General features: G+C 68.4%; 26 protein-coding genes. 11 read left to right on the forward strand and 15 right to left on the reverse strand.

What is annotated here, in order from left to right:
- Window positions 1-56: 56 nt before the first annotated feature.
- Both LX88_RS07180 and LX88_RS07185 read right to left on the reverse strand, forming a co-directional pair.
- Window positions 57-1,160 (reverse strand): LacI family DNA-binding transcriptional regulator, encoded by a 1,104-nt coding sequence (locus tag LX88_RS07180; protein WP_090069958.1) that lies wholly within the window; start codon window positions 1,158-1,160, stop codon window positions 57-59.
- 116 nt (window positions 1,161-1,276) lie between these two features.
- Window positions 1,277-2,332: a LacI family DNA-binding transcriptional regulator gene (locus LX88_RS07185; protein WP_090069960.1), complete on the reverse strand. Its 1,056-nt coding sequence runs from the start codon at window positions 2,330-2,332 to the stop codon at window positions 1,277-1,279.
- A 222-nt stretch (window positions 2,333-2,554) separates the two neighbouring features.
- Between LX88_RS07185 and LX88_RS07190 the strand changes: the two genes are divergently transcribed.
- The 3 genes from LX88_RS07190 to LX88_RS07200 are packed head-to-tail and all read left to right on the forward strand — an operon-like array spanning window position 2,555 to window position 5,685.
- Entirely contained in the window at window positions 2,555-3,814 is a 1,260-nt protein-coding gene (locus tag LX88_RS07190; protein WP_258946981.1) for an extracellular solute-binding protein, read from the forward strand.
- 57 nt (window positions 3,815-3,871) lie between these two features.
- A complete protein-coding gene (locus tag LX88_RS07195) occupies window positions 3,872-4,789 on the forward strand; it encodes a carbohydrate ABC transporter permease (protein WP_258946982.1) in 918 nt (305 codons plus the stop codon).
- Window positions 4,789-5,685, forward strand: coding sequence for a sugar ABC transporter permease (locus LX88_RS07200; protein WP_258946983.1), 897 nt, complete (start codon window positions 4,789-4,791; stop codon window positions 5,683-5,685). The genes LX88_RS07195 and LX88_RS07200 overlap by 1 nt, the downstream gene beginning before the upstream one ends.
- Here the strand turns inward: LX88_RS07200 and LX88_RS07205 are convergent.
- Window positions 5,675-6,220 carry a dihydrofolate reductase family protein gene (locus LX88_RS07205; protein ID WP_258946984.1) on the reverse strand — a complete coding sequence of 182 codons (546 nt, stop codon included), beginning with the start codon at window positions 6,218-6,220 and terminating at the stop codon, window positions 5,675-5,677. The genes LX88_RS07200 and LX88_RS07205 overlap by 11 nt on opposite strands.
- A gap of 183 nt (window positions 6,221-6,403) precedes the next feature.
- On the opposite strand from LX88_RS07205, the gene LX88_RS07210 reads away from it, so the two are divergent.
- From LX88_RS07210 to LX88_RS07225, 4 genes are all read left to right on the forward strand, one after another.
- Window positions 6,404-7,498, forward strand: a complete 1,095-nt coding sequence (locus tag LX88_RS07210) for an ABC transporter ATP-binding protein (RefSeq protein WP_258946985.1) — start codon at window positions 6,404-6,406, stop codon at window positions 7,496-7,498.
- Window positions 7,499-7,596: 98 nt separating this feature from the next.
- Window positions 7,597-8,511, forward strand: a complete 915-nt coding sequence (locus tag LX88_RS07215; RefSeq protein WP_258946986.1) for a metal ABC transporter solute-binding protein, Zn/Mn family — start codon at window positions 7,597-7,599, stop codon at window positions 8,509-8,511.
- Window positions 8,508-9,299 (forward strand): metal ABC transporter ATP-binding protein, encoded by a 792-nt coding sequence (locus LX88_RS07220; RefSeq protein ID WP_258946987.1) that lies wholly within the window; start codon window positions 8,508-8,510, stop codon window positions 9,297-9,299. The genes LX88_RS07215 and LX88_RS07220 overlap by 4 nt, the downstream gene beginning before the upstream one ends.
- Window positions 9,296-10,111: a metal ABC transporter permease gene (locus LX88_RS07225; RefSeq protein ID WP_258946988.1), complete on the forward strand. Its 816-nt coding sequence runs from the start codon at window positions 9,296-9,298 to the stop codon at window positions 10,109-10,111. Before LX88_RS07220 ends, LX88_RS07225 begins: the two co-directional genes overlap by 4 nt.
- Here LX88_RS07225 and LX88_RS07230 read toward each other — a convergent pair.
- The 6 genes from LX88_RS07230 to LX88_RS07255 form a co-directional block, all read right to left on the reverse strand.
- Window positions 10,097-11,455: a GGDEF domain-containing protein gene (locus LX88_RS07230; RefSeq protein ID WP_258946989.1), complete on the reverse strand. Its 1,359-nt coding sequence runs from the start codon at window positions 11,453-11,455 to the stop codon at window positions 10,097-10,099. The two genes, LX88_RS07225 and LX88_RS07230, sit on opposite strands and share 15 nt — an antisense overlap.
- A 318-nt stretch (window positions 11,456-11,773) precedes the next feature.
- Window positions 11,774-13,003, reverse strand: a complete 1,230-nt coding sequence (locus LX88_RS07235) for an MFS transporter (RefSeq protein WP_258946990.1) — start codon at window positions 13,001-13,003, stop codon at window positions 11,774-11,776.
- 594 nt (window positions 13,004-13,597) lie between these two features.
- Window positions 13,598-14,569 (reverse strand): 23S rRNA (guanosine(2251)-2'-O)-methyltransferase RlmB, encoded by a 972-nt coding sequence (gene rlmB / locus LX88_RS07240; RefSeq protein ID WP_258946991.1) that lies wholly within the window; start codon window positions 14,567-14,569, stop codon window positions 13,598-13,600.
- Window positions 14,570-14,574: 5 nt separating this feature from the next.
- Complete coding sequence (cysS, locus tag LX88_RS07245) at window positions 14,575-15,969, reverse strand: cysteine--tRNA ligase (protein ID WP_258946992.1); 1,395 nt, start codon at window positions 15,967-15,969, stop codon at window positions 14,575-14,577.
- Entirely contained in the window at window positions 15,966-16,589 is a 624-nt protein-coding gene (locus tag LX88_RS07250; RefSeq protein WP_258946993.1) for an HAD family hydrolase, read from the reverse strand. The genes cysS and LX88_RS07250 overlap by 4 nt, the downstream gene beginning before the upstream one ends.
- 25 nt (window positions 16,590-16,614) lie before the next feature.
- Entirely contained in the window at window positions 16,615-17,559 is a 945-nt protein-coding gene (locus tag LX88_RS07255) for a toll/interleukin-1 receptor domain-containing protein (protein ID WP_258946994.1), read from the reverse strand.
- A 53-nt stretch (window positions 17,560-17,612) separates the two neighbouring features.
- On the opposite strand from LX88_RS07255, the gene LX88_RS07260 reads away from it, so the two are divergent.
- Window positions 17,613-17,906, forward strand: coding sequence for a DUF6191 domain-containing protein (locus tag LX88_RS07260; protein WP_258946995.1), 294 nt, complete (start codon window positions 17,613-17,615; stop codon window positions 17,904-17,906).
- Here the strand turns inward: LX88_RS07260 and LX88_RS07265 are convergent.
- Genes LX88_RS07265 through LX88_RS07280 form a run of 4 tightly spaced genes read right to left on the reverse strand, consistent with a single transcriptional unit; the run spans window position 17,903 to window position 19,981 of the window.
- On the reverse strand, window positions 17,903-18,295 hold the full coding sequence (locus LX88_RS07265; RefSeq protein WP_258946996.1) for a PPOX class F420-dependent oxidoreductase: 393 nt from the start codon (window positions 18,293-18,295) through the stop codon (window positions 17,903-17,905). The two genes, LX88_RS07260 and LX88_RS07265, sit on opposite strands and share 4 nt — an antisense overlap.
- Window positions 18,296-18,300: 5 nt before the next feature.
- Window positions 18,301-18,768, reverse strand: coding sequence for a 2-C-methyl-D-erythritol 2,4-cyclodiphosphate synthase (ispF, locus tag LX88_RS07270; protein WP_258946997.1), 468 nt, complete (start codon window positions 18,766-18,768; stop codon window positions 18,301-18,303).
- The gene (gene ispD / locus LX88_RS07275) at window positions 18,765-19,457 is read right to left on the reverse strand and encodes a 2-C-methyl-D-erythritol 4-phosphate cytidylyltransferase (RefSeq protein ID WP_258946998.1); all 693 of its coding nucleotides are present in this window, start codon (window positions 19,455-19,457) and stop codon (window positions 18,765-18,767) included. Before ispD ends, ispF begins: the two co-directional genes overlap by 4 nt.
- A 35-nt stretch (window positions 19,458-19,492) precedes the next feature.
- Window positions 19,493-19,981, reverse strand: coding sequence for a CarD family transcriptional regulator (locus LX88_RS07280; protein ID WP_012782996.1), 489 nt, complete (start codon window positions 19,979-19,981; stop codon window positions 19,493-19,495).
- A 260-nt stretch (window positions 19,982-20,241) separates the two neighbouring features.
- On the opposite strand from LX88_RS07280, the gene LX88_RS07285 reads away from it, so the two are divergent.
- Window positions 20,242-21,006 (forward strand): hypothetical protein, encoded by a 765-nt coding sequence (locus tag LX88_RS07285; protein WP_258946999.1) that lies wholly within the window; start codon window positions 20,242-20,244, stop codon window positions 21,004-21,006.
- 183 nt (window positions 21,007-21,189) lie between these two features.
- Here the strand turns inward: LX88_RS07285 and LX88_RS07290 are convergent, their stop codons facing one another.
- Window positions 21,190-21,624, reverse strand: a complete 435-nt coding sequence (locus LX88_RS07290; RefSeq protein WP_258947000.1) for a hypothetical protein — start codon at window positions 21,622-21,624, stop codon at window positions 21,190-21,192.
- 280 nt (window positions 21,625-21,904) lie between these two features.
- Here LX88_RS07290 and radA point away from each other — a divergent pair, with 280 nt between their 5' ends.
- Both radA and LX88_RS07300 read left to right on the forward strand, forming a co-directional pair.
- A complete protein-coding gene (radA, locus tag LX88_RS07295; protein ID WP_258947001.1) occupies window positions 21,905-23,314 on the forward strand; it encodes a DNA repair protein RadA in 1,410 nt (469 codons plus the stop codon).
- A 79-nt stretch (window positions 23,315-23,393) separates the two neighbouring features.
- The gene (locus tag LX88_RS07300; RefSeq protein ID WP_258947002.1) at window positions 23,394-23,927 is read left to right on the forward strand and encodes a hypothetical protein; all 534 of its coding nucleotides are present in this window, start codon (window positions 23,394-23,396) and stop codon (window positions 23,925-23,927) included.
- Between the two features lie 63 nt (window positions 23,928-23,990).
- On the opposite strand, the gene otsB is transcribed toward LX88_RS07300, so the two are convergent.
- Window positions 23,991-26,522: a trehalose-phosphatase gene (gene otsB, locus LX88_RS07305; protein WP_258947003.1), complete on the reverse strand. Its 2,532-nt coding sequence runs from the start codon at window positions 26,520-26,522 to the stop codon at window positions 23,991-23,993.
- Window positions 26,523-26,552: the final 30 nt, after the last annotated feature.

The following is a 26,552-nucleotide window of genomic DNA, read 5'->3' on the forward strand; positions in this document are numbered from 1 at the left end:
CGATGCACCCGTCTGACCGTCGAAAGACGGGGCAAAGGCCGACGGTCACAGCACTGTCACGGCCCGAACCAGCGCTCCTCGGCACCACCGCGCGGCGGCCCCGAGGTCTTGCCGATGATCAGCTCGGTCGCGAGGTTCACCGACCGCGGCCGCGAGCGCTCGTTCGTGTCGAGCAGCAGCTTGCCCGCCGCCCGGCCCTTCTCCAGCACCGGCTGGCGGACCGTCGTGAGCCCGGCCTCCTCGCCACCGCGGATGCCGTCGAAGCCGGTGACGGTGATGTCGTGCGGCACGCGCAGACCCCGGCGGCCCGCCTCGGTCATCGCGCCCAGCGCGAGGACGTCCGAGGTGCAGATCAGGGCGGTGACCTGGGGGTCGCGGTCGAGGACCTGGGCCGCGCCGGACGCGCCGGACGCCATGTTGTGGTCGAAGCGCTCGACGACGGGCACCTGCGACCAGTCGACGCCGGCCTCGCTGAACGCCTCGGCCAGGCCGGACAGGCGGTTGCGCTGCACGTGGAAGTGGGCGGCGTGCTGGCGGTCAGGCGTCACGAAGCCGTCGTTGCGGTCACGCGCGAGGCGCATGCACACGACGCCGATGCGGCGGTGGCCCAGACCGATCAGGTGCCTGGCGAGGTCGTACATCGCGCCGCGGTCGTCGATGCCGACGCGGTCCACGGTGCCGAGGTCCGGCTGGTCGCAGACGACGGTGGGCACCGGGCGTTCCAGCACGGCGGCGAGGTGCGGGTCGTCGTCCGGCACCGAGTAGACGACGAAGCCGTCGACGCCGGCGCGGTGGACCGACGCGACGTCCTCGCGTTCGGGGTTCGCGGGCACCAGCAGCAGGCCGGTGCCGGCGTCCTCGCACGCCAGCGCGAGACCTTCGAGGAAGCCGATCGCGGCCGGGTCGCGGAACGCGTAGGAGAGGTTCTCGGTGAGCAACAGGCCCACCGCCCCGGCCTTGCGCGTGCGCAACGAGCGCGCCACAGGATCCGGGCCGGGATAACCCAGCCTTCGGGCCGTGTCCAACACCCGCCGACGCAGCTCGGGAGAGAGCTGGTCGGGACGGTTGTACGCGTTGGACACCGTTGTCCGGGAAACGCCCAGCTCAGCGGCCAGAGAGGCCAGCGTCGCCGGACGTCGCACATGCATCGACCGCGCCATGAAAGGACCGTAACGGTTCAGAACCAATACGTGAAGTCAGGGTGACCTGCGTCCCTCAAATGACGCATCCGCGCTGGTTGGCCCATCTGCCTTGTTCAGAAGTTGGTCCAGACCAATTAGGGCAATCGGTCATCTCGTTTCGGAGGCGCAGACGATTCCCTCACGACGAGCCGCGGCCGGAAGACGCGGGTGTAGTTGTCGGTGCTCTGCCTGCGGCGATCCGGGTCGAGGCGCAGCACGAGCTCGTCGATCGCGGCCGCGGCCATCTCCTCGATCGGCTGCGCGAGCGTGGTCAAAGCGGGCGACGAATAGGCAGCCAATGGAATGTCGTCGAACCCCACGACCGACAGCTCCTCGGGTATCGAGATCCCCCTTTGGTGTGCCTCGCGCATGACGCCGAGCGCCATGTGGTCGGAGGAGCAGATCACCGCCGTCGGGCTCACCGTGTCGAGCAGCCGCGCCACGGCCTGACCGCCGCCCTCCGCGCTGAACGGCGCGTGCGACACGTACTCCGATCCCGCCGGCAGGTGGTCCTCCTCGAGCGCCGCGGCCCAGCCGGCGCGCTTCAGCCGGGACGGCAACGAGCGCGCGGGACCCGACACGAACCCGATCCGCTGGTGCCCGAGCTCGATCAGGTGCCGGGTCGCCATGTAACCCGCGAGCTGCTCGTCGACCGTCACGTCGGGCACGTCCAGCGCGGGCGTGGCGCCGTTCAGGAAGACCATGTGGACGCCGTCCGCCAGGAGCTTCGCGTAGTAGCTCGGGCGTGGCGCCTGGCCCAGCGGCACCTCGACGTTGGTGATCTCCGGCGACACGAACACCATGCCCTCGACCCCGCGGGCCAGGAGCATCCGGACGTACTCCTCCTCACCCATCGGGGCGCCGCTGCGGGTGTTGCACAGCAGCGACGAGTAGCCCAGGCGCGCGGCCCGCGTCTCCAGCGCCTCGGCGAACGCGGGGAAGACCGGGTTCGAGAGCTCAGGCACGAGGAGGCCGATCACGCCGGTGCGTTGCAACGCACCGAGGCCGCGCGGGGTGTACGGCATCTCCGCGAGGACCGACAGCACCCGCTGGCGGGTCTCCTCGTTCACACCTGCGCGCCTGTTGAGAACACGGCTCACGGTCGAGATGGACACCCCGGCTGCCCTCGCGATCTCGGACAGTCCGGACACGTTGCCTCCCAGCTCAGATCAGGTTTGGCGCAAGCCTGCCGTGTTAAGAAAAATTTTGCAACGCGGGTTTGCAAGACAGGGCCGTTACGGCTTGGTTACGGTTCACATCTTGACCTGACCATGGTTCGGGTAGTGAAATCGCCCGCAACATTCTCGCAAAACCTTGCAAGACCCTCGTCTCACTCGGAGATGAGGCCCCAGCTGGAGGGAACGGCAGCAACGATGCGACGGACAACCCTCGTGACCGCCATGGCGACGGGTGTCGCCCTCGTGCTCACCGCCTGCGGAAGCGGTGGATCGAGCAGCAACAGCGGATCCGACTCGGGCGAGGTGACCTTCTGGGACACCAGCGGTCCCAACGAGAGCCCGGTCTTCAAGAAGATCGCGGAAGGCTGTGCCACCAAGGACGGCTACAAGGTCAAGGTCGAGACGCAGGCCTTCGACGGCGCGCTCAACAACTACAAGACCGCCGCCCAGGGTGGTCAGGGCCCCGACGTCTTCCGGTCCGAGGTCGCGTGGGTGCCGCAGCTCGCGAAGCTGAGCTACGTCGCCGACCTGTCCGACACCGACCTCGCGAAGGACACCTCCGACTTCCTGGAGGCCGCGCTGGGCTCCACGAAGTACGAGGGCAAGACCTACGCGGTGCCGCAGGTGACCGACTCGCTCGCGTTGCTGTACAACAAGAAGAAGCTCGCCGACGCCGGTGTCGAGCCGCCGAAGACGTGGGACGAGCTCAAGGCCGCCGCCTCGAAGCTGGGCGGCGAGAAGTCCTTCTTCCTCAACAACGACGCGTACTACGCGCTGCCGTTCATCTACGGCGAGGGCGGCGACCTGGTCGACGCGTCCGCCAAGAAGATCGTCGTGAACTCCGCGCAGAACGTGAAGGCGCTGGAGACCGCGAAGGGCCTGCTCGACGCCAAGGCCGCCACCACGGCGCTCGACGCGACGAACTCCTACTCGAACATGCAGGCCGCGTTCACCAGCGGTGAGGCCGCCATGGTCATCAACGGTCCGTGGGCCGTCGCCGACTACCTCAAGGGCGCCGCGTTCACCGACAAGGCGAACCTCGGCATCGCGCCGGTGCCCGGCCCGTCCGCGGGCAAGGGCAGCGCGCCCGTCGGTGGCCACGACTACGTGATCCGCCAGGGCACCAAGGCGAAGCAGTCGTCCGTCAAGTTCATCCAGTGCATGGCCTCGGTCGAGTCGCAGGCGACCATCGCCAAGGAACTGGGCCTGCTGCCGACCCGCAAGTCGGCCTACCAGAACGCCGACGTCAAGGCCAACGAGGTCGTGGCCGCGTTCGAGCCGGTCACCAAGACCGCGCACGAGCGTCCGTGGATCCCCGAGGGCGGCGAGCTGTTCGACCCGCTGAAGGTCGGCTACGCGGACTTCCTGGCCGGCAAGAAGGACGCCAAGACCGCTCTCGACGACGTCGCGAAGGCGTACAAGGAGAAGGTCGTCACCGAGTACTCGATCGGCTGATCGTGACGAGCGGCCGGGGCTTCACCGCCCCGGCCGCTCGCCGGAAGGAGAGTCTCGGTGCGTCGGTTCCTGGACAGGTACTGGTACGCGTATGCGATGGTGCTGCCGGTCGTGGTGGTCATCGCGGTGTTGGTGCTCTACCCGCTCGCACAGGGCGTGTTCTTCACCTTCACGAACATCAACGAAGGCAACATCGCCAACCCGATCCTCGATCGGCCGGCCACCTACGACGTGGTGGGGTTCAAGAACTACCTCAACGTGCTGTCCGGCGGCGAGTCGTTCGGCGCGTTCTGGGGCACGCTGGTCCGCACGCTGATCTGGACTTTCTCGTGCGTGTTCTTCCACTACACCATCGGTCTTGGCCTTGCGTTGCTGCTGAACCGTGAGGTGCGCGGCCGCACTCTGTACCGCGTGATGCTGATCCTGCCGTGGGCCGTCCCGGCGTTCATCAGCGCGTTCGCGTGGAAGTACATGTTCAACGCGCAGTACGGGATCATCAACCAGATCCTGCGCTCGATCGGCCTGCCGGACCCGGTGTGGCTCGGTCAGTCGAACTGGGCGCTCGTGTCGGTGATCATCGTGAACGTCTGGCTGGGCACGCCGTTCATGATGGTGGCGCTGCTCGGTGGTCTGCAGTCGATCCCGGGTGACCTCTACGAGGCCGCCGAGATGGACGGAGCCACGCCGTGGCAGCAGTTCCTCCACATCACGTTGCCGGGTCTGCGTTCCGTGTCATCGACGGTGGTGCTGCTCGGCATCATCTGGACGTTCAACATGTTCGCGGTGATCTACCTGATCGCCGGTCCGAACCCGAACACGCGGATTCTCGTGACCTACGCGTTCGAGCGGTTCTTCTCCGGAGCGTCACGCGACTACGCCATCGCGTCGACCTACGGCGTGCTGGTCCTTTCGGTGTTGTTGGTGTTCGCGGCGGTGTACCGGCGGGCGCTGCGCAAGCAGGGCGAGGTGTGGTGATGACGCTCGACGCTTCGTCTCTCAAGGTGGTCAAGGCGGCGGGTCCCGTCCGCCGTCGCGCCGACCGTTCCGTCGGCGCTTCCATCGGCCTGCACGCCACGCTGATCATCGCCTCGCTCATCGCGGTGTTCCCGGTCTTCTGGGTGTTCGTCACCTCGCTGAAGCCGGACGCCCGTGCCGTCGAACCCACGCCCCGCCTGTTCAGCGAGTCCTCGGTGGACAACTACACGCGGATCCTGGCTGGGGACAAGGGGAACTTCCTCGCGTGGTTCGGCAACTCGGTCGTGATCGCGTTGCTCACCACGGTCATCGCGGTGTTCCTGTCGGCCACGACCGGGTACGCGGCCTCGCGCTTCCGGTTCCCCGGCAAGCGATCGCTGATGATGTCGTTCCTGCTGGTGCAGATGTTCCCGTTCGCGGTGCTGATCGTGCCGCTGTACAACATCCTGATCGCCCTGGGGCTCAACGGATCCACGTTCGGCCTGGTGCTGGTCTACTGCACGACAGCGGTGCCGTTCTGCACGTACATGCTCAAGGGCTACTTCGACACGGTGCCGACGGACATCGACGAGGCCGGCCGGGTGGACGGCCTGTCGCCGTTCGGCGTGTTCTGGCGGCTGATCATGCCGCTGGCCAAGCCGGGCCTCGCCGTCACGTCGTTCTACGCGTTCCTGACGGCCTGGGGCGAGGTGGCGTTCGCGTCCGCCTTCCTGTCGGCGGCGGACGAGTCGAAGACGCTGGCGGTCGGGCTGCAGGTGTTCGTGCAGCAGAACCGGACCGAGTGGGGCCATCTCGCGGCCGCGTCCATTCTGGTCGCGATCCCCGCGATCATCGTGTTCTACCTGGTGCAGCGCTTCCTGGTGCAGGGCCTCGCGTCCGGCGCGGTCAAGGGCTGATCGTCTCCCGCACCGGCCGATACCGCACGTCCACCTCCGAGTGGGGGTCGGCGGTGTCGAGCCGGTGCAGGTGGATCGGCACCCCGCCGGGGTTGTCGTAGAACCGGACGCCGTCGCCGAGCAGCACCGGCGCGATGTGCAGGGCGATCTCGTCGAGGAGCCCCCGCTCGATCAGCTGACGGCCGATGGTCGGCGAGAACACCTCGAGGTCCTTGCCGTCCGCGGCTTCGAGCCCGATCCGCACCGCCTCCGCCACGTCGCAGGTCAGGAACGTGACGCCGTCGGCAGGCGTCGCGTCCTCCGGGTGGCGGGTCAGGATGAAGAGCTTCCCCGCGAACTGGCCGCCGTAAGCGGTGCTGGGATCCGGGAACTGGTCCCAGCCCTTCCGGCCGCCGAGGATGGCGCCCGTGCGCTCGGCGTAGCCGCTGACGAGTCCGGGTCGGTCGGTCGTGTGGGCCAGCCAGCCGAAGCCGTTGTCCGGGGCGGCCACGAAGCCGTCCAGTGACATCGAGAAGTGCAGTCGCACGTTGCCCATCGGTTCTCCTCCTGTGTTCGGCGTTCGGAGGGGTAGACCGGGGTGCCGCGAAGAACTCATCGGCCCCTTCGGAACGTAAGCGCTTACGTTGGCGTGTACCGAAACGTAAGCGCTTACGTCTGTTCCCGTAAGCGCTTGCAATGCATAACGTCGCGCCCAGACAAGCGGTGAAAGGTGCGTCACATGGCAGAGGTGTCCTACGTCAAGGCGTCGCGGATCTTCTCCGGCAACCCGCCGGTGAGGGCGGTCGACGAGCTCTCCCTCGAGGTGAGCGACGGCGAGTTCCTGGTGCTGGTCGGTCCGTCCGGTTCCGGCAAGTCGACGGCGCTGCGCATGCTCGCGGGTCTGGAGGACATCGACGAGGGCGCCATCAACATCGGTGGCAAGGACGTGACGAACGTGCCGCCGAAGGGCCGGGACATCGCCATGGTGTTCCAGTCGTACGCGCTGTACCCGCACATGACCGTCGCGGAGAACATGGGCTTCGCGCTCAAGCTGCGCGGTGTGCCGAAGACCGAGATCAAGGCGAAGGTCGAAGAGGCCGCCAAGATGCTCGACCTGCAGAAGTACCTGGAGCGCAAGCCGAAGGCGCTCTCCGGTGGTCAGCGCCAGCGCGTCGCCATGGGTCGCGCCATCGTGCGTGAGCCCTCCGTGTTCCTCATGGACGAGCCGCTGTCCAACCTGGACGCCAAGCTGCGCGTCGAGACGCGTGCGAACATCGCCGCCCTCCAGCAGCGCCTCGGCACCACCACGATCTACGTCACGCACGACCAGGTCGAGGCCATGACGATGGGCCACCGCGTCGCGGTGCTCAAGGACGGCCTGCTGCAGCAGTGCGACACGCCTCGCGCGCTGTACGACCGCCCGGCCAACGCGTTCGTCGCGGGCTTCATCGGCTCCCCGGCCATGAACCTCAAGACCGTGCCGATCTCGGCGGAGGGCGCGAAGCTCGACGGCGTCATCGTGCCGCTGAGCCGGGAGGCGCTCGCCGCCGCCGGTGGTCTGGACGAGGTCACCTTCGGCATCCGGCCCGAGGCGCTCGGCATCGTGTCGTCGAGCGAAGAGGGCATGGACATGACGGTCGAGCTGGTCGAGGAGCTCGGCGCCGACGCGCTCGTGCACGGTGCGGTGAAGATCGGCGACGCGTCGCAGCGCTTCGTCGTCCGCGTCGACGGCCGCACGCCGCCGACCCTGGGCCAGCACGTCAAGGTGGCCGTCCGCGACACCACCGAGATCCACCTGTTCCACCCCGAGTCGGGCGAGCGCCTGGAGGCGTGAGTCACTTCGAAAAGCCCCCGGCGTGACCGTCGGGGGCTTTTTCGTGTCGTAAACTGAACTCGACAACGGTTTCCATTACCTGATCGAGGGACGGCGTGATGACTCTCCGCAACGCTCTGGTCGGCGCTCTCGCCGTCGCAAGCCTGGCCGCCTGCGGCACGACGACGACGCCGTCCGCCGGTAGCGGCAAGATCGAGGTCATCGCCTCGACGAACGTGTGGGGCAGCGTCGTCAAGGCCGTCGGCGGCGACGAGGTCGACGTCAAGGCCCTGCTGGACGACCCGTCGGCCGACCCGCACTCGTACGAGAGCAAGCCCGCGGACGCGGCACTGGTCAAGGACGCCAAGCTGGTCGTGTTCAACGGCGGCGGCTACGACGACTTCTTCGCCAAGCTGATCACCAGCGACGCCACCAAGAAGATCGAGGCGTTCCCCCTGCGCGACAACCACGCCGAACCGCAGACCGGGGCGCCCGACGCCGACGGTCACGACCACAGCGTGAACGAGCACGTCTGGTACGACCTGCACACCGTGCAGGCGGTGGCCGAGGCCGCGGCGAACGAGCTCGGTGCCATCGCGCCGGACAAGAAGACGACGTTCGAGAAGAACACGGCGGACTTCACCGCCAAACTCGAGGAGCTCGAGAAGAAGATCGCCGGCATCGGCCAGGGCAAGAAGGTCGCCGCCACCGAGCCCATCGCGCACTACCTGCTCGACGAGTCCGGTGCCGAGGACGTGACGCCCGAGGCGTTCAGCAAGGCCATCGAGGAGGAGTCGGACGTGCCGGCCGCCGCGCTCGCGGAGATGAACCAGCTGGTCGAGGGCAAGCAGATCGCCGTGCTGCTGGAGAACACCCAGACCGAGAACCAGGTCACGAAGTCGGTCGTCGAGAAGGCCAAGACGGCGGGCGTGCCGGTCGTCGCGGTCACCGAGACGCTGCCCGAGGGCGTGACCGGCTACCTTGACTGGATGAGCAAGCAGGTTGACGAGCTTTCGCGGGCGCTCAAGGCATGAGTGCGATCTCGCTGCGCGGGGCCCGGCTGTCCTACGGGGACAGAGTGCTGTGGGACGGGCTCGACCTCGACGTCGAGCCCGGTGAGTTCCTCGCGGTCCTGGGGCCCAACGGTTCCGGCAAGACCAGCCTGATGCGCGTGTTGCTCGGCTTGCAACCGCTGTCCGCGGGCACGGTCTCGATCGCCGGCGGCAACCACGCCATCGGGTACATCCCGCAGCAGCGAGCGCTCGACCAGTCCATGACGCTGCGCGGCCGCGACCTCGTCGGGCTGGGCCTGGACGGCCACAGCTGGGGTTTCGGGCTGCGAGGCCGCAAGGAACGCAGGATCCGGGTCGACGCGGCCATCGAGTCCGTGGGCGGCACCCGGTACGCGGACTCGCCCATCGGGGTGCTGTCCGGCGGTGAGCAGCAACGGCTGCGGGTCGCGCAGGCCCTGGTCGGCGACCCGACCGTGATGCTGTGCGACGAACCGTTGCTGTCGCTGGACCTCGCGAACCAGCGGGTCGTGTCCGAGCTGATCGACAAGCGACGTCGTGAGTCCGACACCGCGGTGCTCTTCGTGACGCACGAACTGAATCCCGTGCTGCCGCTCGTCGACCGGGTCCTGTACCTGGTGGGCGGGCGGTTCCGCATCGGCACGCCGGAAGAGGTCATGAACTCCCGCACGTTGTCCGAGCTGTACCGGACGCCGGTCGAGGTCGTGCGGGTGCGCGACCAGATCCTGGTGGTCGGCGCCGGCGCCTGCGAGGAGCAGACGCACCACCTGTCGGCGGAGGCCGCGTCGTGAGCTTCCTCGACCTGCTCGAACTGGACTTCGTGCAGACCGCGCTGATCGCGGCCGCCGTGCTGGGCCTGGTCGCCGGCGTCCTCGGACCGCTCGTGGTGACCCGCAAGATGGCCTTCGCCGTGCACGGCACCAGCGAGCTCGCTTTCACCGGTGGCGCGGCGGCGTTGCTGCTCGGCATCGGCATCGGGTACGGCGCGCTGGCCGGGTCGATCATCGCCGCGGTGCTGCTCGGGGTGTTGTCCCGGCGGGAGAGCGACCGGGACTCGGTGATCGGGGCCATCCTGGCGTTCGGGCTCGGGATGGGCATCTTGATGCTCGCGCTCTACAAGGGGCGTGCTTCCAACAAGTTCGGGTTGCTGACCGGTCAGATCGTCGGTGTCGACTCGACTGACCTCAAGCTCCTGGTGATCTCGTCCATCGCCGTCCTGGTGGTGATGGCGTTCATCTACCGGCCGCTGTTCTTCGCGTCGGTCGACCCGGACGTGGCGGTGTCGCGCGGAATTCCGGTGCGCACGCTGTCGATCGTGTTCGCGGTGCTGGTGGGTGTCGCCACGGCGTTGTCGGTTCAGGTCGTCGGGGCGTTGCTGGTGCTGGCGCTGATGATCACGCCGGCCGCCGCCGCGATGCGCCTCACCGCGTCGCCGTTGAAAGCCACGGTTCTCTCCGTCCTCTTCGCCGAGATCGCAGCGGTGGGAGGCATCCTGCTGTCGCTCGTACCGGCGCTGCCCGTGAGCGCCCTCGTGACGGCCGTGAGCTTCGTGATCTACCTGGTCTGCCGGGGCGTGTCCTGGCAGCGTTCACGCAGTACGTGAACTGATCGGCTTGGTCGCGTCGTCCTGGCGGGGGGCGGGCATCAGGCGCGGCGGGATGTCCAGGCCTGCCACCCGTACCTGGTTGCGGCCGTTCTCCTTGGCCTTGTACAGGGCGGCGTCCGCCGAGTGCTGGGCCGTTGCCATGTCCGGGCCGTTGTCCGGGATCACCGCCACGCCGATGGAGGCTGAGATCGCCTGCAGCGACTCGCCTTCCGGTTCTGGGGGTTGGATCTCGCGGCCGTAGAGCGTGACGACGTTGCGGTGCTTGTCGGTTGTTGGCACTGCCAGGGAGCCGATGGCCTCGCGGATGCGTTCGGCGATCGTCACGCCTTGGGCCACCGGGGTGTCCTTCAGCGCCACCACGAACTCCTCGCCGCCGTCGCGGCCCGCCACGTCTCCTGGACGGAGCTTTTCGCGGAGGATTCGGCCCACCTCGGCGAGTACGGCGTTGCCTGCGGGGTGGCCCCAGGTGTCGTTGATGCGCTTGAAGTGGTCCAGGTCGATGACGAGGACGGTCATCGGTTCGCCGTCCAGGCGGCAGCGTTCGGCCAGGCGGCCCGCGTACTCGGTCAGGCCGTTGGTGTTCAGCAAGCCCGTCCGGTAGTCGGTGTGGGCGTCCGCGGCCAGGCGCTGGTGCAGTTGTTCCTGTTCGCGCAGCAGGCGTTCCAGGTGGGTGCGGCGCTCGCCTGCCCGGGAGAGCAGGGCGTTCACGAGGATCACCGGGACCGTGAGCAGAAGTGGGCCCACCCAGTGGCTCGTCATCAGCATGCCGAGCATGGCACCGGCGCCGAGGGTGCTCATCTCGAGCATGTTGTCGACCTTGGAGCCCAGGAAGTCCAGGACCTTCGAGTTCGGCGTCACGATCTTGAAGGCCGCCGCCACGGTCATGACCTGGACGAACCAGTAGACGACTGCGGCTATCGCGAGGATCAGGACGAGGCTCAGGTCCGTCGGGACGTTTCCGGTGGCTGCCAGGGAGACGCCCGACAGGTGCACCAATGCCCAGGACAGGAGTGTGGAGGCGAGCATGGAGGCGGTGCCGAAGACGAAGCGGTACGGCTGACGGCGGGCGATCGGCTGGATCAGGATGCGCATCCAGATCGTGGCGATCACGGCCAGGCCGCCAGGGAGTGCCACCGCGGCGGCGAAGGTCCAGACGGAGGTCAGGTCGATGTGCGGGCCCGAGGCCTCGTTGCGGCGTGCCTCTTCGGCTCTGCGCACCACGGTCAGGTGGATGGTGATCGCGGCGATGAGCGCGCCGAAGCGGAGCCAGTCGTCGGTCGAGACCGCGGTGAGCCTCGTCAGGAGCCAAATGGCGGCTACGGCTACGGCTGCTTCGAGCACGAAAAAGTATGCGATCGCACTAGGCGCAACGGTCCAAAGGTCCCAGTTGCGAATCGGAGTCAAGCCGAGTGCCCGCGATCGCCTGCGATCAGTCAAACTGTTCTTCACCACGACCCCCTACGCTCATGGCACTTCATGAGCTAAGCCGCCGCTGACCAGGTCGTAGACCACCACGCTGCCGCTCGTCGCAACGAGGAGGTGTCCTTCCATGTGCAACCGAGACTTCTGAACGCCACCCTTCCTCTACCCGGCTTCAATGTCGCACCTCGATCATCATGGTGCCTCAAGACGGATATCGCTATTGGTGACCGTTCTGTTTCAGATTGCCACCGCCTTCGTGTCGTCGCGGCCTCGAGCACGTCTCCAGGCGAAGGTCGCCTGCGTCGCCAGCAGCAGTCCGATTCCGCCCGCTCCCGCGATCGTGGCCGTCACCGATCCGATGGAACTGGCGACGACACCGGCCAGCGCCATTCCTCCGCCCTGGCTCGAACGCAACGCCGCGCGCCCAATGCCATAAGCCCTTCCGCGGTACTGGTCCGGTAGGAGCCTCATCCACGCCGAACGAGCGGGTGTGTGATAAGCCCCGCCTATACCGGCGAACACCAGCAAAACGATCGTCCAGGTCAGGTTCGGGTTGAAAGCGAACAGGATCAACGGCGCCAGCGACAAGATCGCCAGCGGACCGATGAGACGTTCTCGCTTCGCCGGATCCCGGACGAGGCGGAAGAGCAGCGCCACGCCCAGCACGTTCGCGGCGGGTTCGATGGCGAGGATCAGGCCGACCGCCCAGACCGCGTTCAGACTGGCCGCCAGGGGGATCGCGAGGCCTTCCGGGACCATCGCCAGGCCCGCCAGCAGACGGACGCCCAGCAGGGTCCTCAGGCGCGGCTCGGACACCATCAGCGTCAGCACGCCACGGGGTTGTTCCTCGTCGTCCTTCTTCTTGCGGCCCAGCGGGTCCGCGGCCGGGCGGTGCTTCACGGACGTCTGCACCAGGATCGCCAGAGCGGCGAACGTGACGGCGTTGACCGCCAGCGCCAGGCCCGGGCTGGTGTGCGCGACGAGGAAGCCGGCGGCCGCGAGGCCTGCCATCTGGGCTATGTCGACGGACGTGCCGAACAGCGCCACCCCGTCGTCGTAGCGCTTGGGCGGCAACACGTGCGGGAGGCTCGCCTCCTGGGCCGCGAGGTACGGCGAGGAGATCGCCAGGACCACCACCAGCAGCACGATCATGGCCCACAACGGCATGCCGGGAATGGCCATCGCCGCCATGAACGCCGCCTGCAACCAGGCCGTCGTCACCATTACCGTGCGTCGCGGGAACCGGTCGGCGACCCAGCCGAGCAACGGGCCCGAAATCAACGGCGGGAAGAGCGTCAGCGACCACGTGAGGGCAGTCGCGGCAACGGATCGTGTTCGCTCGAATACGAGCAGTGATAGTGCGACTGCCGCGAGTTGGTCACCTGCGGTCGAAACGGTCGAACCGATCCACATGGCGCGGAACTCGCGCATACCCACGAGCTCGCGCAGGGTGCCGCGGGCCGTCATGCGGTACCTCGCGGGGCCGCCGCCCGCGCGCGGCGAATCGGGACGTCCCGATTCGTCCTACGCCGAGTCACGTCGCCCCCGCCGGTGGTAATCAATTCCTATCGACAATCACGGTAGAAGCTGTCTGACCGTTCAACGTCTGTCCTACCACAGTGTGTACCTAAACGGAGCAGAGCAGTAACCTAAAGTAGTTACAATAGCGAAACGTGGTGCTGATCTTCTTGACAGTTGACCTGGGTGTCGCCTGATTGGACCCCAAATGGTCACGTTGTGTGTCAGCTGGTGCCAAACGGATGTCCGCAGCTCCGCCAACCGGTCCAACCAGCCACGACTCCTGCGCCGCCGGACAGGCGAATTGCGATCTACATGAAGGTACCCGCGCCTGGGAGTGGCGCGAAATAGGCCACGCGGTTTGTCATCCTGATCAGTGATGCAGTTCTGGCAAGTGTGGAGATCTCGTTTCCCCGCCTGCGTGACGAAACCGGTTTCGCAGGCGGGAAAACGATCACTAACGTCGGCAATGAACGCGCTTAGCGTCGCGCACCGGCCGATAACGTCAGACAACCGCCGGACAAGCCCCGTCAGTAGGGTTTTTCAGCCCTTGGCCGCGATGCGGCGGCGGCGGGCGACCTCGGCCAGCACGACACCGGCCGCGACGGACGCGTTGAGCGACTCGACGCGGTTGGCCATCGGGATCGACACGGTCTGATCGCAGGTCTCCTTGACCAGACGACCGAGACCACGGCCCTCCGAGCCCACCACGACGACGAGCGGGCTCGTCGCGAGGTCGAGACCGTCGACGTCGACGTCACCGTCCGCGTCGAGGCCCACGATCATCAGGCCCGCCTCCGCCCAGTCGCGCAGCGTGCGGGTGAGGTTCGTGGCCATCGCGATCGGGATCTGGGCGGCCGTGCCCGCGCTGGTGCGCCAGGCGACCGCCGTCATCGACGCGCTGCGGCGCTGCGGCACCACGACGCCCTGCGCGCCGAACGCCGCGGCGGACCGCACCACGGCACCCAGGTTGCGCGGGTCCGTCACGCCGTCGAGCGCCACCAGCAACGGTGGCGCGCTGGAGTGCTGAGCCCGTTCGAGCAGCTCGTCCGGGGTCGCGTACTCGAACGGCGGCACCTGCAGGCCGAGACCCTGGTGCATCGCGCCGCCGGTGATCCGGTCGAGCTCACCGCGGGACACCTCCAGCACGGAGATTCCCCGCTCGGCGGCCAGGCGCACGGCCTCGGCCACGCGGTCGTCCGCGTCGATGCCCAGAGCCACGTACAGCGCCGTCGCGGGGGTGCCCGCGCGCAGACACTCGACGACGGGGTTGCGGCCCGCCACGGTCTCCGCGGTGGCCTTCTCCTTCGTCTGCCTGCGGTGGGTCTTGCTCGCGTCGATCTTCGCCGCCACCTTGGCCCGCTTGTAGGCGGGGTGGTTCGGGCGCTCGATCGCCTTCGGCGTCGGGCCCTTGCCGGTCAGGCCCTTGGACTTCTGCCCGCCGGAGCCGACGACCGCGCCCTTCTTCGAGCCCGGATTGCGCATCGCGCCCTTGCGCTTGGAATTGCCAGCCACGGAAGTCAGTCGTCCTTCAAAGTCCACTGCGGACCGTCGGGGGTGTCCTCGACGGCTATGCCCGCGTCGTGCAGCTGGTCGCGCAATGCGTCAGAGCGCGCGAAATCCCTGCTCTTGCGGGCTTCCTGGCGTTCGACGAGAAGTCGGTCGACCAGGGTGGTCAACGCCTGTCGCATGCCGAGGTCGGCAGACGACGCGTCGTTCCACTTCGGCGACAAGGGGTCGACGCCGAGGATGTCAGCCATCCGGCGCACGCACTCGGCGGCCGCACGGGCCGTCTCGTGGTCGCCGTCGGCGAGTGCCGTGTTGCCCTGGCGCACCTTGTTGTGCAGTGCCGCCACGGCTTGGGGCGTGTTCAGGTCGTTGTCCATCGCCACGACGAAGTCCGGGCACATGTCGCCGCGCAACTGGACCTGACCAGCGCGTTCAGCGACACGGCGCAGGAAGGACTCGATGCGCCCGTAGGACGTCACCGCCTCCTGCAACGCCTCTTCGGAGTACTCGATGTGCGAGCGGTAGTGCGGCGCCACCAGGTAGTACCGCAGCTCCTGCGCGCGGACCTTGTCCAGCATCGCGGGGATGGAGACGGTGTTGCCGAGCGACTTGGCCATCTTCTCGCCGGCCAGCGTCACCCAGTAGTTGTGCATCCAGTAGTTCGCGAAGCCGTCACCGGCCGCGCGCGACTGGGCCTGCTCGTTCTCGTGGTGCGGGAAGATCAGGTCGAGCCCGCCGCCGTGGATGTCGAACGTGCCGCCGAGGTACGTCGTGGCCATCGCCGAGCACTCCAGGTGCCAGCCGGGCCTGCCGTCGCCCCACGGCGTCGGCCAGGACGGCTCACCGGGCTTGGCGGCCTTCCACAGCGTGAAGTCGCGCGGGTCGCGCTTGCCTCGCACCGCCGTCTCACCCTGTTCCACGCCGTCGAGCCTCTGCCCGGACAGCGCGCCGTACTCGGGGAACGAGCGCACGTCGAAGTAGACGTCGCCGTCGACGTCGTAGGCGTGGCCCTTGTCGATCAGCCGCTGCATCAGCTCGACCATCTGCGTGACGTGCCCGGTGGCGCGCGGCGCGTACGACGGCGGCAGGCAGCCCAGCGCGTCGTAGGCGTCCTCGAAGGCGCGCTCGTGCGTGTACGCCCACTCCCACCACGGCCGGTCGTGCTCGGCGGCCTTGGCGAGGATCTTGTCGTCGATGTCGGTGACGTTGCGGACCAGCGTGACGTCAGCGCCGTCGCGGGCCAGCCAGCGGCGCAGGACGTCGAAGTTCAGGCCGCTGCGGACGTGCCCGATGTGCGGCACGCCCTGCACGGTCGCCCCACACACGTAGATCGACGCCGTTCCGTTGACCTGCGGGTGGAACTCCCGCATGGACCGGCTCGCCGTGTCGTAGATGTGGAGGCTCACACGGGAATGGTACGGGCCACATCCAAAAGAGCGTCCGGGCGGTCACTCGTCGGAACCGGGTTGACGAGCCGGAAGGAGCAACCGATCGCCTCCGCCCCGCCGTCCGCCTCCTCGCTGTCACCGACCATCACGGCGTCGCGGGGATCGACGCCGAGCCGTTCGCACGCGGTGGTGAAGATCTTCGGGTCCGGCTTGATGACGCCTTCTTCGTAGGACAGCACGAACTCGTCCACGAGGTGCGTCAGGCCGTGCAGCTCGAAGACGGTGCGGATGTCCCAGCCGATGTTGCTGACGACGGCGACGGGGACGTCCTCCAGGTGCTCCAGCGTGGCCTTGGTGTCCGGGTAGGGCACCCACGACTCCGGGGCCAGCAGCTGGTCGTAGAACGCCTCGGCGTCCGCGACCAGCGCGTCCTGCAGGACTCTGACGTGGACCCAGCGGTGGACGTCGGGGTCCAGGTCGCGGCGGTGCCAGGCGTCCACGAGCTCGGGGTCCATGCCGTCGGCGATGCCGACCGGTGCCGTGAGGGCACGCATCAGGGCACCGTTGGACTCGAGCTCGGGGTGCTCGAGCCGGAACAGCGTGCCGGAGAAGTCGAAGAGCGCGGCGCGGATCGTCACGCCCCCGACTCTACGTGCAGAACGGCTAGGTGGTCTGGACCTTTTCGAGCTCGGCCTCGAGCGGCAGCCTGTCGTAGACCAGGGTGAGCTCCAGATCGCCCGCACCGCGGTCGCTGGCGGCCGCGAACTCCTCGACGAACTGCTCGATCTGCTCGAGCGGCTGGTCGGCGAGCTGTGCGGCGGTGGCGTAGAGGGCCGTGAACCGGTCCGGCGTCGTGGTGCCGCGCAGGTCGGCGGACCAGTCGAGCAGGTTCTCGTACTGCTCCACGAAGCGGTTGGCCAGCAGCCGGATCTTGTCCTTGTCGCCCGGCCGGCCCGCCGGTCCGAACGCCCACTGCTGCCTGCCCGGCGAGAGCAGGTCCGAGATGCTGTTGATGATCCCGTCGAACGTCCGCGCGCGTGCCGTGAAGTAGTCCAGCGCGTCGGTGTCCGTCGTGATCGTCCGCCCGGCCGCGGCGAAGCCCATCTCGTGGCTGATCCGCTTGTCCTTGAGGTTGCGCATGTGCAGCCCCACGGTGTCGGAGAACAGCTGGTACTCCCAGCCCGCCGGCGGCGCGGCGACCGGGGTCCCGACCTTCTTCGCGATCATCACGGCCAGTTCGCGCGGGGTGAGGCGGCGCAGGTCGAGGTAGCCGGTGCCGATTCGCAGCGCCGGGAGTTCCGTGTCGTCGAACCGGACCGGCAGCACGTACTCGGTGTCGGAGATCAGCGCGCGGTCGAACGCGGACTGCCGCTCGTGCTTGGTCCACATCTTCCTGGCGTAGTGCTCCGACACGAACATCACGCAGAAGCGCGAGTCGTGGCGGTAGATCTGGTCCAGGTGCTCGATGAGGTTCTTGCCCCAGAGGTCGGCTTGCTCGTCGGTGTCGTAGAAGCGGGTCACGCCCAGTTCGGTGAGGTGGCGGGCCACCTCGTCGACGTAGGGGCGGTCTTCGCCGGCGAAGGAGAGGCACACGTCGTACTTGGGCACGAAGCGCATGGTAGTGGCGGGAACCACACCGCTGTGCGGGGAGTTGGGTAGGTATGAGCCTGGGGTTCCTCTTCGCGATGTCGTTACCGGCGTTGGTGGCCGGGTTGTTCTTCCTCGCCGTCGTCGAGAGGTTCTTCCGCGGCAAGAAGGGCACGCCGATGTCGACGGCCGGGATCGGCGAGCTCGGCGCCACGTTCGAGGCGGGCAAGCGCGACGAACTGGAGTTCCGCAAGGAGGAACGGCAGCTGCGCGACGACGAGGGCGACCACGCGCCGCCGCGAAGCCGGGTGGACCTCGACGGCGGCACGGCCGTGCTGAAGGTGCCTGCGCAGAGGCAGCCCAGTTAGGCGTTGCCCGTGGTCTTGGCGACCTTCACGCGCACGATGACGCGGACGTTGTCCGTGCCGGCGTCACCGGGGTAGTCATTGCCGAGGTACTTGTGCGAGAGCTCGTTGATGAGCTCGGCGCCGCCCTCGGTCGTCAGCTCGGCCTCACCGCGGAACTCGCTGTACTGGTACGGGTTGTCCTTGTTGATGACGGTGATGCTCACCCGCGGGTCGTTCTGCAGGTGACGCTCCTTCGCCCGGCCGACCACGGTCGAGAACAGCACGTCGTCGCCGTCGCGCTTGATCCAGACGACGGAGGTCTGCGGGCTGCCGTCCTTGGTCAGCGTGGCGACGGTCGCGTAATTCGGGCTGTCGAGGAGTTCGCGCTGCGTTTCTGAAAGCGTGGCCATGGTCGTCAGGCTACGGGGAACAGCAGGGCCGTCGCGATCGCCGCGATGCCCTCGTTCCGCCCTGTGAGACCCAGGCCGTCCGTGGTGGTGCCGGCCACCGAGACCGGACCGCCGACCGCGTCGGAAAGCGCTTGCTGGGCCTCTTCGCGGCGCTTGCCGATGCGCGGCTGGTTGCCGATGACCTGCACTGTGGCGTTTCCCACACGAAAGCCGGCCTCCTCGACGAGGCGGCGCACCTCCGTCAGCAGGACGACGCCGTGCGCGCCTGACCAGCGCGGGTCCGACGTGCCGAAGACGGCACCCAGGTCACCCAGGCCCGCCGCGGACAGCAGTGCGTCGCACAGTGCGTGGGAGGCCACGTCACCGTCGGAGTGGCCTGCACACCCGTCGACGCCTTCCCACAGCAGTCCGGCGATCCAGCACTCACGACCCGCTTCGATCGGGTGGACGTCGACGCCCTGGCCGATCCTCACTCCTGGCCTCCGCTGAACAGTGCTTCCGCGACCGCGAGGTCGAACGGGGTGGTGATCTTCATGGCGTGGGGGTGCCCGGGAACCGTGTGGACCGGGACACCGTTCTTCTCGACGAGACCGGCGTCGTCAGTCGCGGCGATACCGGAGCGATAGGCGGCCCTGAGAGTCTCTGCGCGGAAACCCTGCGGGGTCTGCACGACCCGCAGCGCGGCTCGATCAGGTGTGGAGACGACCACTCCGGCCTCGTCCACCTGCTTGATCGTGTCGGCGACCGGAAGCACGGGGATGACGGCGTCGTACCCGCCGCGCACGGCGGCGACGACACCGGCGATGACCTCGGGAGGGGTGAAGGCACGAGCGGCGTCGTGGACCAGCACGATCGAGGTGTCTGGGATCACGCGGAACGCGTGGTCGAGGGCGAGGCGCACCGAGTCGGTGCGTTCGGCTCCCCCTGAAAGCACGTGCACCGCCCCGCCGGCCGGGGCCAGCGAGGCGGTTGCGGTGTGCACTTGATCCACATCGGACGGTGGAGCGGCGATGACAACATGCTGAACCTGGCCTGATGCGAACAGACCCTGCACGGCACGCGTCAACAGCGGTACACCGTTGACCGGCACGAGCGCCTTGGGCATCCCGTAGCCCAGACGCTCACCTCGCCCTGCCGCGGGCACGAGCGCGACAACACTCATGTTCGCGACTTACGTCCGATGCTCTTGTTGAGGAATTACGAGGCAGTGGCGAGAACTTCGTCGAGGAGAACCTCGGCCTTGTCCTCGTCGGTGCCCTCGGCCAGCGCGAGCTCGCTGACCAGTATCTGCCGCGCCTTCGCCAGCATCCGCTTCTCGCCGGCGGAAAGCCCGCGATCCTTCTCGCGCCGCCAGAGGTCGCGCACCACTTCCGCAACCTTGTTCACGTCGCCGGAGGCGAGCTTCTCAAGGTTGGCCTTGTACCGCCGAGACCAGTTGGTCGGCTCCTCGGTGTGGGGAGCACGCAAGACCTCGAAAACCTTGTCGAGCCCTTCCTGGCCGACAACGTCACGCACGCCTACGATTTCGGCGTTGTCAGCGGGAACCCGAACAGTGAGGTCGCCCTGCGCTACCTTGAGAACGAGGTACTTCTTCTCCTCGCCCTTGATCACGCGGGTCTCGATCGCTTCGATGAGAGCGGCACCGTGGTGCGGGTAGACGACGGTCTCTCCGACCTTGAAAACCATGTGTCCTCTGCCCCTTTCGATGCCTCCATCCTAACACGTCCAGCAACCCTCCGATTGCTGCTCGAAGATCCGTTAGTGCTGGTCAGGGCCATGCGGGGGGTTGACAAACCACCTGTTCGCGTGCAAGGTACGTCCCATCGAAGATCGACTGGCAGCCCGTCGCGTCCTCGATTCGGGTCCCGGTTAGGCTCCTTGCCTGGTGGTTGTTCCCTAGGAAGGACGCTGGAGCCGTGAATTCAGGAGTGTCTCGCCGGTTTATCGTGACGGCAGCGCTGGCCGCTGGCCTCGGCCTGGTGGCGGTCGGCTGCAGCGCCGGTCAGGTCACCCAGACCGACACCCAGGTGGCCGCCGTCGACGGTGCGAGCGGCAACGCCGGCCCGATCGCGGTGCGCAACGCCATGCTCGCCTTCCCGGCGGACGGCAACCGGTACAAGGACGGCGAGGACGCACCGCTGACCTTCGTCATCGCGAACACCGGGTCGACCCCGGACAAGCTGCTGTCGATCAAGTCCGAGGCCTCCGAGGCCGAGGCGGAGGTCGTCGGCTCGAAGGACCTGCCGGCGCAGTACGCGCTGCGGGCCGAGTACGACGCCTCGAAGGCGCCGGCGAAGACCTCCGCGCCTTCGTCCTCCGCCGCTTCGTCCTCGTCGGTCGTGCCGACCTCGGGCGTCCCGTCGTCGAACGCGGGCACGCCGTCGTCCAATGCAGGCACCCCGTCCTCGGGTGTGTCGTCGACCGGTGCGCCGTCCTCGGGCGCTCCCTCGTCGGGTGCCTCGTCGTCGTCCGCCGCGTCGTCGACCGGCCGTCCTTCGAACTCCTCCGCCGCGCCGACGGCGGTGGACCCGGACCTCGAGGTGCTGCAGATCCGCTGCACGCTCAAGAAGCTGAACCGCGAGGTCGTGGCGGCCCAGACCGTCAAGATCACGTTCCTCTTCGAGAAGGCCGGTTCCCTGACGCTTGAGGTGCCCATGGCGCCGTCCGACCACAAGCGCACCAGCGAGAACCACGAGTCCGGCGGCCACTGAATTTTTGGTCGCTGCTTCGCAGACTCCGGCTCGTTCGCCGGGGAGCTGGTCATCCGCCCGCCGCTTCGCCCCGATCGGGCTTCGCCGAATCGAGACGAAGAGGCGAACGGATGACCAGCGCGAACTCGCGACAACGTGAAACGCCGCCCCCTGGCTTCAGGGGGCGGCGTTTCACGTCCGGGGTCAGGAGGCCTTGAGCATCGGCAGGAACTTGTCGCGGTAGGCCCACGCGAGGCCGATCTCGGCGGCGACCACGAGCAGCGCCATCACCATGCCGCTGGGCTCCAGGAAGACGTGGAACAGGAAGATGTTCACGACCATCGGGGCCAGCATCGCCAGCGCCAGCGGCACGAACCGGCCGATGATCAGCAGGAGTCCGGAGAGCAGCTGGACGCCGGACGCGAGCTGCAACATGTACCCGGTCGCGTAGAGCGCGGCGCTGAAGGCCACACCTTCGGGTGCCATCGTGCTGGGGTCCGGGGCGGGCATGAACATGATGAAGCCGTTCAGGCCGGTCGTGGCGAAGAGCAGGCCGGTCAGCACGCGGGTGACGACGGTGGCGTAGCGGCCGAGGGCGAACTTGCGGGTCTGCGTCGCGGAAACGGTTGCGGTGCTCACTGTGTCCTCCAGGTGTGTCGTGTCCTTCCACTGATGCGTCGAACGGGCCCCCCGCCGGATCGACAAACCCGCCGAAAAATCTTGGAGTTTTTGCCGGAGTCGGTGCTGAGCAGGGAGTCCGCGAGTTCGCGTCGGTCGTCCGGTCGCCTCTTCGGGTCAACCGCCGCAGGCGATTCGGGCCGAAGCGGTGGCCGGACGACCGACTTCCCGGCGAACTCGCCGCCGTCTGCGAAGCTGCGGTCGACCGGCACTGTCGGTGCTGTGCTCTAACGTTCGGCTCGTGGCGAAGACAGCGCGGCCGATCTTCCGTTGTGCCGAGTGCGGGCACGAGGTGGCGAAGTGGTTCGGCCGCTGCCCCGAGTGCCAGGCCTGGGGCAGCATCGAGGAACGAGGCACCGCGTCGGTGACGCGGGTGGTGGCGGGCGCTCCGACGTCGGCTGCCCGGCCGATCGGCGAGGTCGACATCGAGTCGGCGCGGGCGCACTCGACGGGCGTCAGCGAGTTCGACCGGGTGCTGGGCGGTGGCCTGGTTCCGGGAGCCGTCGTGCTGCTCGCCGGCGAGCCCGGCGTGGGCAAGTCGACGCTGCTGCTGGAGACGGCGCACCGCTGGGCCGAGTCGCACGGCCGTTGCCTCTACGTCACGGGTGAGGAGTCCGCGGGGCAGGTGCGGCTGCGCGCGGAACGCACCGGCAACCTCCACCCCGACATCTACCTGGCGGCCGAGAGCGAGCTCAGCTCGTTGCTTGGCCAGGTCGACCAGGTGAAACCGTCGATGTTGATCGTCGACTCCATCCAGACCATGTCGACGGTGAGCGCCCAGGGCGGGCCCGGCGGCGTGACGCAGGTGCGTGCTGTCGCATCAGGACTGATCGCGATGGCCAAGGAACGCGGCCTTCCCGTTGTCCTGGTCGGACACGTCACGAAGGACGGATCCGTTGCAGGACCAAGGGTTCTGGAGCACCTGGTCGACGTGGTGCTGCAGTTCGAGGGAGATCGCCACTCCAGCCTGCGACTGCTGCGAGGCATCAAGAACCGCTACGGCGCGGCGGACGAGGTGGGCTGTTTCGAGCTGCGCGACGACGGTATCGTGTGCGTGCCGGACCCGTCCGGTCTCTTTCTCACGCGGCGCGAGACGGCCGTCGAGGGCACCTGCGTCACGGTGATCGTCGAGGGCAAGCGCCCGATGCTCGGCGAGGTGCAGGCGTTGGTGGCCAAGACGAACCTGCCGGCGCCCCGGCGTGCGGTGAGCGGGCTCGACTCGGCGCGGATCTCGATGGCGCTGGCTGTGCTGGAGAAGCGCGGCAAGGTCAACCTCTTCCAGAAGGACGTCTTCACCGCGACCGTGGGCGGCATGCGCCTGGTCGAACCGGCCGCGGACCTCGCCGTGGTGCTGGCGGTGGCGTCGGCCGAACGCGAGATCGCCCTGCCGGCCGACCTGGTGGTGCTCGGTGAGGTCGGGCTGGCCGGTGAGATCCGGCGCGTGAACGGCGTCGGCAAGCGGCTCAGCGAGGCCGCGCGGCTCGGGTTCAAGAAGGCGCTGGTGCCGCCGGACCACGGGCCGCTGCCGGACGGGGTGCGGGCGCTGGTGGCGAACGACCTGGTGTCGGCGCTGGAGCTGCTCGGCCTGAACCGCAAGCGCAGCGGCAAGGGCGACGAGGGCAAGTCCGACGACCGCAACGAGGACGACTGAGCGGCCGACCCGGTCCACCCGACGAGCCGGCCGAGCGGCCGGGCGCGGATGGCTGCGCAGGCCGTGATCGAATACGCGGGTGTTGGGGAGACACGACAGCGAGATCGGTGAGTTACTGCGGTTCGCAGCGGCCTTGGTGCCCTCGGAGGTGCGGAGCGCCGACCTGCTCGACTACCTGGAACTCGAGGAGTGGGAGCTGGTCCTCCAGTTGCTGGGGGAGTTCGACGGCCACACCTGGCAGACACCGCGCTACTGGGCCCTGCTGGCCGAGGCGGCGACCGAGATGGACCAGGACGACGCGTGGTTCCGGTGGCGGTGCGTGGAGTCGATCCAAGGCGTGCTGCGGGTCGAGCTGACGCTGGCCGTCGACGCGGAACCGTTGCAGGCCAGGGGAGAACGTCCGTTGTGGGACGTCACGGGCAAGCACCAGCGGGTGGCCGCGCTGTGGATCGAGTCCAAGCCCGTGCTGGGGCCGGGTGAACGCGCAACGGTGCGGCTGAGGCCGTTCGTGCCGCCGGCGTGGGCGCACCTCATCCGCGGCGACGTGATCACGTTGCTCGGCGGCTCACCGGGCACCGCGGAGATCATCGAAAAAGTACCGCCGCGGCCCTGACCGGCGCACGCGGGGCCCTTTCGTACCGACATGCAGTACGAAAGGGCCCCGCGTGCGGTCAGATCACTGCGAGAGCAGCTGGGCGCAGCGGATCAGGCCCAGGTGCGAGTACGCCTGCGGGTGGTTGCCCAGCGAACGCTCGGCGACCGGGTCGTACTCCTCGGGCAGCAGGCCGGTGGGGCCGGCCGCGTCCACCATCTGCGTGAAGAGCTCCTCGGCCTCGGTGCGGCGACCGGTGAGCAGGTAGGCCTCGATCATCCAGGCGGCGCAGAGGTGGAAGCCGCCCTCGTCGCCCGGCAGGCCGTCGTCGCGGTGGTAGCGGTACACGGTCGAGCCGGACCGCAGCTCCGCCTCGATGGCCGTCACCGTCGACTGGAAGCGCTCGTCGGCCGGGTCGATGAGACCCGACAGACCCACGAACAACGAGGCGGCGTCCAGGTCGTCGCCGTCGTAGGCCGTGGTGAAGGACTGGACCTCGTCGTTCCAGCCGTTCTTCAGCACGTCCGTGGCGATCGTGTCGCGCAGCGGCACCCACGACGGGTCCAGCTCACGGCCGAACTGTTCGCCGAGCTTGATCGCGCGGTCGATGGTCAGCCAGCACATGACCTTGGAGTACACGTGGTGGCGCGGCGCGTGCCGCTCCTCCCAGATGCCGTGGTCGGGCTCGTGCCAGCGGCGGGAGACGGCCTCGGCCATCGCCTGGACCATCGTCCAGTCGGCGTCCGACAACGAACCCCGCGCGGTGGCCAGCTGCACGACCAGGTCGACGACCGGGCCGAACACGTCGAGCTGCACCTGCTGGTTCGCGAGGTTGCCCACGCGGACCGGACGGGAGCCGGCGTAGCCGGGCAGCGACTCGATGACGGCCTCGGCGCCCAGCTGGGTGCCGTGCAGCGTGTACAGCGGGTGCAGCCGCTCCGGACCCGGAATGGTCTCCAGGACGCCGTGCAGCCACGCCAGGAAGCCGTCGGCCTCCGCGTACGAGCCCACCGACACCAGCGCGGCGGCGGTCATCGCGCCGTCGCGCAGCCAGCAGTAGCGGTAGTCCCAGTTCCGGACGCCGCCGAGCTCCTCGGGCAGCGACGTGGTGGCCGCCGCCATGATCGAGCCGGAGTCCTTGTGCACCAGGCCGCGCAGCGTCAGTGCCGAACGCAGCACCAGGTCCGTCTGCACGGTCGGCAGGCGAAGGCCGGCCGCCCAGTCCGACCAGTAGCCCGCGGCGCGGTCACGGCGCACGGACTCGGGCTGGGCGTGCTCGGAGATGTCGTCGGTGCCGCAACGCAGCTCCAGCAACACCGGCGCGCCCTCGCGCGGCCGGACCACGGCGCGTGCGGTCTCCTGCATGCCGTCCGAGGTGATCTCCCAGTCGACACCGGGGGAACGCAGCACCATCGGGTCCGACGTGCCGACGATGCGCAGGCCGTCGCGCTCGCGCAGCAGCCGCACCGGCACCTGGCCGAACTCGGGCCGCGGCGCGAACGTGATCACCGCGTTGGTCGAGCCGGAGATCCGCCGGACTAGGTCCGTGCGGTGCGAGGCCAGGTCGTGCTCCAGGTAGTCCGACACCAGGAGCCGCGACCAGCGGGTCTCGACGATCATCGTGCCCGGCAGGTAGCGCTGGCCCAGGGGCAGCGACCCGTGCTCCGGCTTGATCGAGAAGTGGCCGGCGGCGGGGCCGCCGAGCAGGTCCGCGAAGATCGCCGCGGAGTCCGGCTCGGGGTGGCACAGCCAGTTGACCTTGGCGTCCGGCGTCACGAGAGCCACGGACCGCTCGTTCGCGAGCATGGTCAGGCGCTCGATCGGCACGGCCTGGTCGCCGTGCAGCCACGCGCGGCGCTCCTCCAAAAGGAACGCCAGCACCGTCGCCACGTCGGCGGGGTCGGCCACGTAGTGCTGGGCCAGCGACTCACCGGGCCCCACGCGGATGCCGAGGTCCGGGCCGTGCAGGCGCTCGAACGCCTTCTCGTCCGTCACGTCGTCACCCAGGAAGATCGCCGCGGTGGCGCCGACCTGGTGCCGCAGGATGTCGAGGGCGTGGCCCTTGTTGGTCTCGACGACGGCGAGCTCGATGACTGCCTTGCCCTCGGTGACCTGCACACCTTCCCAGGTGCACGGGCCGGAGCGGACGGCGTCGAGCACCGCGGCGCCGATGGCCTCGCTCGCCGCGCGGCGGACGTGCACGGCGATCGAGGCGGGCTTCACCTCGAGCTGCACGCCCTCCTGGCCTTCGACGATCTCTTCGAGGTCGGCCTCGATGCGCCGCAGCAACGCCTTGGCGTTCGCGTCCAGCGCGTGGACGAAGCCGACGTCGAACTCGGAGCCGTGCGAGCCCACCAGGTGGACCTCGCCCGGCAGGCGGGAAAGGGTGGCCAGGTCGCGCAGTGCGCGACCCGAGATCACGGCCGATGTCGTCTCGTGCAGCGACGCCAGTGAACGCAGCGCGTTCACCGACTCCGGCAGCGGGCGTGCCTGCTCGGGGTCGCTCACGATCGGCGCGAGTGTTCCGTCGTAGTCGCTTGCGACCAGCAGTCGCGGGGTCCTGGCCAGCTGCACGATGGCACGGCGCAGTTCGGCGGGGAGGGCCTCGGCGGTCAACGCCCCTCCTGGAGCACTCGATGGGTCAGT

The organism is Lentzea californiensis (genome assembly GCF_024648825.1).
Taxonomy (GTDB): domain Bacteria; phylum Actinomycetota; class Actinomycetes; order Mycobacteriales; family Pseudonocardiaceae; genus Lentzea; species Lentzea californiensis.

What these genes read in the sequence shown, in the direction of transcription:
- LX88_RS07190 (WP_258946981.1), top strand. Translation starts at nt 2,555, where the DNA reads ATGCGACGGACAACCCTCGTGACCGCCATGGCGACGGGTGTCGCCCTC.
- LX88_RS07200 (WP_258946983.1), top strand. Translation starts at nt 4,789, where the DNA reads ATGACGCTCGACGCTTCGTCTCTCAAGGTGGTCAAGGCGGCGGGTCCC.
- LX88_RS07235 (WP_258946990.1), bottom strand. Translation starts at nt 13,003, where the DNA reads ATGACGGCCCGCGGCACCCTGCGCGAGCTCGTGGGTATGCGCGAGTTC.
- LX88_RS07280 (WP_012782996.1), bottom strand. Translation starts at nt 19,981, where the DNA reads ATGGTTTTCAAGGTCGGAGAGACCGTCGTCTACCCGCACCACGGTGCC.
- LX88_RS07215 (WP_258946986.1), top strand. Translation starts at nt 7,597, where the DNA reads ATGACTCTCCGCAACGCTCTGGTCGGCGCTCTCGCCGTCGCAAGCCTG.
- LX88_RS07220 (WP_258946987.1), top strand. Translation starts at nt 8,508, where the DNA reads ATGAGTGCGATCTCGCTGCGCGGGGCCCGGCTGTCCTACGGGGACAGA.
- LX88_RS07265 (WP_258946996.1), bottom strand. Translation starts at nt 18,295, where the DNA reads ATGGCCACGCTTTCAGAAACGCAGCGCGAACTCCTCGACAGCCCGAAT.
- LX88_RS07260 (WP_258946995.1), top strand. Translation starts at nt 17,613, where the DNA reads ATGAGCCTGGGGTTCCTCTTCGCGATGTCGTTACCGGCGTTGGTGGCC.
- LX88_RS07180 (WP_090069958.1), bottom strand. Translation starts at nt 1,160, where the DNA reads ATGGCGCGGTCGATGCATGTGCGACGTCCGGCGACGCTGGCCTCTCTG.
- LX88_RS07205 (WP_258946984.1), bottom strand. Translation starts at nt 6,220, where the DNA reads ATGGGCAACGTGCGACTGCACTTCTCGATGTCACTGGACGGCTTCGTG.
- LX88_RS07210 (WP_258946985.1), top strand. Translation starts at nt 6,404, where the DNA reads ATGGCAGAGGTGTCCTACGTCAAGGCGTCGCGGATCTTCTCCGGCAAC.
- ispD (WP_258946998.1), bottom strand. Translation starts at nt 19,457, where the DNA reads ATGAGTGTTGTCGCGCTCGTGCCCGCGGCAGGGCGAGGTGAGCGTCTG.